This is a genomic window from Cryobacterium sp. M23, assembly GCF_002929655.1.
GTDB classification, from domain to species: Bacteria; Actinomycetota; Actinomycetes; order Actinomycetales; family Microbacteriaceae; genus Cryobacterium; species Cryobacterium sandaracinum.
Genome location: NZ_PJJV01000022.1, coordinates 1 through 3,882, shown reverse-complemented (window position 1 = coordinate 3,882; position 3,882 = coordinate 1). Strand labels below are relative to the sequence as shown.

Sequence of the window (3,882 nt, the reverse complement as noted above, 5' to 3'; positions counted from 1 at the left end):
GCGACCGGCGCGACCGGCGCGACCAGCGCGGCGGGCGCGGCGGGCGCAGCGGGCGCAGCGGCGCTAGCCGAACTGGACGACCTGCTCACCACCCTCCCGCCGAGCCGGCGCGGGCTTCCGCTCGCCGTCACCGTCGGACGCCTGCACCGCGTCAAGGGCATGGCTGCCCTGGTTCAGGCGTGGGCTGCGGATGCCGACCTGCGCGCCCGCTGCAACCTGCTCATCCTCGGCGGGGACCTGAATTCCCCCTCCCTCGACGAGAAAAGCCAGCTGGACCAGATGGCCGCGGTCGTCGACCTCGCCGATGCGGCCGGCCAGGGCCTGCTGCTCGCCGGGCACCGCACCAACGACACCGTGGCGCACTGGCTGGCCGCGGCCCGGTACGGCCGGCCCGGACTGGCGGCCCCCAATGGGGCGTATGTCTGCGCGAGCATGAAGGAAGAATTCGGCATCGCCCTGCTTGAGGCCATGGCGACCGGGCTCACCGTCGTCGCCCCGAATTCCGGCGGCCCGGCCACCTATGTGGAGCACGCAGTGACGGGTTTCCTCGTCGACACCGGCAACCGGACGGCCCTGGCGGGCGGGATCAGCGCTGCACTCGAGTTGGCTGCCGGCCCCCTCGGACCGGAGTACGCGGACCGGGCCGGGGAAATGGTGTCGCGTTCCTTCACGATCCAGGCCATGGCTGAGACGCTCACCCGGGTCTACCGCGACGTGGTCGACACGAACGAGTCGGGCGCGTACCTGGTGAGCGTTTCATGACGCTGCTGATCATCAGCCCGGACTACGCCTCCCACCTGTTCCCGCTGGCCACTCTGGGCACCGCGTGGCTGGAGGCCGGCGAACGCGTCGTGGTGGCCAGCGGTCCGGCCACCGCCGACATCGTGGCCGCGTTCGGATTCGAGCGCGTGCACCTGCAACTGGGCCGCGGCTCGAACCCCGGCACGATCCGCGCCGAGGAACAGCCGACGGGCGAGGACGACGTGCTCCGCGGGTTCTTCGACGCCACCCGGCTCGGAATGGTGGAAACGCTCTGTTTCCAGGCCGAGGCACGCAGCAGCGACCTGCTCTGGAACCCGGTGGAGGTGGCCCGCGCGGTACAGCTCATCGTGGCCGAGGTGCAACCCGACCACGTGATCGTCGATCACCTGGCGTTCAGTGCGCGCCTCGCTTTGGTGAGTGCGGGCATCCGTCACGCCGATGTGGTGCTCGGTCACCCGTCGGCGCTGCCCGTGGGCGCGGAGGTCTACGGTTTCCCGCCGGAGTGGCCGCTCGCCTTCGCGCCCGACAGCGACGACCTCGGCGCACTCCTGGCGATCTGCGAGAGCGTGCGGGATGCGTTCACCACCCAGTGGAACGACGCCCTGCGGGTTCTCGACCCGGCCGCGCTGCCGAGCCCGGATGCGTTCACGGAGTCCGGAGACATCCTGCTGCTCAATTATCCGGCCGAGCTGCACGACGCCGCACGTGGCGAGTTGCTGCCGGCGCACGCGTTCCTCGGCTCCGCCGTGCGCAACGAGGCCGCCGACGACGAGGTGAACGCCTGGCTCGCCGCCGACAGTGACCGGCCCATCGTCTATGTCAGTTTCGGCAGCTTCCTGTCGGTGCGCGGGGATGTTCTCGCCCGGGTGGCCGAGGCGCTTGCCGCACTCGACGTGCGGGTGGCCGTCGCCACCGGTGCCACCGACCCCGCGGAACTCGGGCCGATCCCCGACTCCTGGCTCGTGCGCGCGTTCCTGCCGCAGGTCACCGTGCTGGCGCGCTCGGCGCTGGCGGTGTCGCACGGCGGCAACAACAGCGTCACCGAGGCGATGACCTCGGGGGTGCCACTGCTGCTGCTGCCCTTCTCCACCGACCAGTTCGCCGGGGCCGCCGCGGTCGAAGCGGCCGGATTCGGGCTGTCCCTCGCGCCCAACACGGCCACGGCTGAGGAGCTTCGGGCAGGAATAGCCGAACTGCTCGCGCTCGACGGGGACGCCCGGCGGAGCCTGGACCGGTTGAGTTCCTCGCTGCAGGGCGGGGCCGGGCCCAAGCGCGCGTACGCGGCGCTGCTGGCGGTGCCGGCCGAGCTGTAGGTTGCGAGTATCCGGTGGGTCAGACGTCGATCGCATAGACCAGGGATTCCTGCACCATACCGAACCAGTCGTAGATGTCGTTCAGGAACGGTGCCTCGTCGGCGTTCCGCCCCGGCACCCCGTCGGGCCCGATCTCGAGGCGTTCGGCAAGGGTGAGGCGCAGGTCGGTGAGCGTGCGCAGCCAGGACTGCACGTCGTCGGCGTCGAGGTCGATAATCACGGGCGCCTCGGCGGATGCGGCCGCGTCGGCGGTCGCATGTAGCTCGGTGTCGTTTAGTTCGTCGGCGATGTCGGCGAGCGGTTCCTCGCCGAGCGTCGCAAGCACGCACCGGGCGTTCCGCACCTTGCGCTCGAGCAGGTCATCGGCAGTGAACCGGCGGAATTCCGCGGCGGCCTCGGGGTCATCGGCGTAGGCATCCGGCAGCAGCCGACGCAGGGCCGGGTCACCGGATGTGCCGAGTGCGTGGGTTTCGGCGGCCTCCAGCAGGTCAATCAGCTGGCTCGCGGCCAGGCGCAACAGGCCGATCTCGACGGGTTCGAACCGGGCGGTCACGCTGCCGGCGTTCTCGCTGCCCGGCATGAACTGCATCACGCGTCGGCCTTGGCGAGGGTGGCCCACAGCCCGTAGCCGTGCATGGCTTCGACGTGGCGTTCCATTGCTTCCCGGTTGCCGGAAGCGACGACGGCCTTCCCGTCGTTGTGCACCTGCAGCATGAGGCGCTCGGACTCCAAGGCGGAGATGCCGAAGTAGCTGCGGAACACGTAGGAGACGTAGGACATCAGGTTCACCGGGTCGTCCCAGACGATGGTGATCCAGGGGCGATCGAGGGACACGGCGTCTCGCAGATCGAGTCGTTCGTCAGTCTTCGGCACGGGTTAAGCCTCACACGGAGGGGGGGCAATTCCAACCCGGTGTGGCCGGTGTCCGGGGGCGTGGTGCGGTGCGGTTTCGATGCTCAATCGCGCGTGTCGACGTCGAGCCCGGTCTCGAGGTCGGCGCAATCGACCAGCCGGGTGTTGTGAGACTGCAGGTAGGGACGTGCGCCTGTGTCGCCGGTGGCGGAGTCGATGAGCGCGCCCCAGTGTGCTCGCCCGATCACCACCGGGTGTCCCGGGCGGGCGTCGAAGCCGGCCTGCCGGAGCGTGAGCGGGCCGACGGGGTTCGCGTCGGCATCCGTGGCACCGGGCAGGGTGCCGATGGGCAGGGTGCCGATCAGTCGTGCGACCGTGCCGGGCAGCAGACCCGGGATATCGACCGGGACGATCGCCACGGCGACCGGAGCAGGCAGAAGTTCGGTGGCCTGCAGCTCGGTGGCTTGTTGCAGGCCCGCCCGCAGGGACGCGGAGAGTCCCTCTGCCCAGTCTTCAGCCTGCGTGAGGACGACCGACGGGGTCATGCCGAATTGGTGGAGCAGTGCCCGGACTTCTGCGGTTTCGGCGCCGAGCACGACGATCACCGGTGAGCAGCCGGCATCCGTGAGCGTGCGGATCGTGCGCACCAGCCAGGGGATGCCGTTGTCGCCCCGCGCAAGTGCCTTCGGCATGCCGTAGCGGGAGCCGGCGCCGGCTGCGAGCACGAGGCCGGCGATCGGTGCGGAGGAAGTGGCCATGCCTGCCATCGTAGGGCGGTGCGGGTGTGGGCACGGGTGTGGAGGTCGGTCGGGCACGGCCCGCACGATTCTCAGCCCTTTAGCCCCTCAACCCCTGACGAATTCGACGGAGATTCTGGCTCTCCTGTCGTAACCGTGGGTTAATCCCGGCCGGGGAGTGCGGGTTTGTGGCCGCCGAGGCTGAGCATGGCGAGGGC

The 3,882-nt window shown here is 70.2% G+C and carries 5 protein-coding genes; 2 read left to right on the top strand and 3 right to left on the bottom strand.

The features are described from left to right. Both CXY82_RS00245 and CXY82_RS00240 read left to right on the top strand, forming a co-directional pair. Window positions 1-762 (top strand): glycosyltransferase family 4 protein (locus tag CXY82_RS00245; RefSeq protein ID WP_146068989.1); only part of this gene is annotated, 762 nt, incomplete at its 5' end. Next, entirely contained in the window at window positions 759-2,075 is a 1,317-nt protein-coding gene (locus CXY82_RS00240) for a glycosyltransferase (RefSeq protein ID WP_104169174.1), read from the top strand. The genes CXY82_RS00245 and CXY82_RS00240, both read left to right, overlap by 4 nt. Before the next feature lie 19 nt (window positions 2,076-2,094). Here the strand turns inward: CXY82_RS00240 and CXY82_RS00235 are convergent, their stop codons facing one another. The 3 genes from CXY82_RS00235 to CXY82_RS00225 form a co-directional block, all read right to left on the bottom strand. Next, window positions 2,095-2,664, bottom strand: a complete 570-nt coding sequence (locus CXY82_RS00235) for a DUF2017 family protein (RefSeq protein WP_104169173.1) — start codon at window positions 2,662-2,664, stop codon at window positions 2,095-2,097. After that, window positions 2,664-2,948 (bottom strand): ATP-dependent Clp protease adapter ClpS, encoded by a 285-nt coding sequence (gene clpS / locus CXY82_RS00230; protein ID WP_233191428.1) that lies wholly within the window; start codon window positions 2,946-2,948, stop codon window positions 2,664-2,666. The genes CXY82_RS00235 and clpS overlap by 1 nt, the downstream gene beginning before the upstream one ends. A gap of 83 nt (window positions 2,949-3,031) precedes the next feature. After that, entirely contained in the window at window positions 3,032-3,685 is a 654-nt protein-coding gene (locus CXY82_RS00225; RefSeq protein ID WP_104169172.1) for an NTP transferase domain-containing protein, read from the bottom strand. Between the last annotated feature and the right edge of the window lie 197 nt (window positions 3,686-3,882).

What these genes read in the sequence shown, in the direction of transcription:
- CXY82_RS00225 (WP_104169172.1), bottom strand. Translation starts at nt 3,685, where the DNA reads ATGGCCACTTCCTCCGCACCGATCGCCGGCCTCGTGCTCGCAGCCGGC.
- CXY82_RS00240 (WP_104169174.1), top strand. Translation starts at nt 759, where the DNA reads ATGACGCTGCTGATCATCAGCCCGGACTACGCCTCCCACCTGTTCCCG.
- CXY82_RS00235 (WP_104169173.1), bottom strand. Translation starts at nt 2,664, where the DNA reads ATGCAGTTCATGCCGGGCAGCGAGAACGCCGGCAGCGTGACCGCCCGG.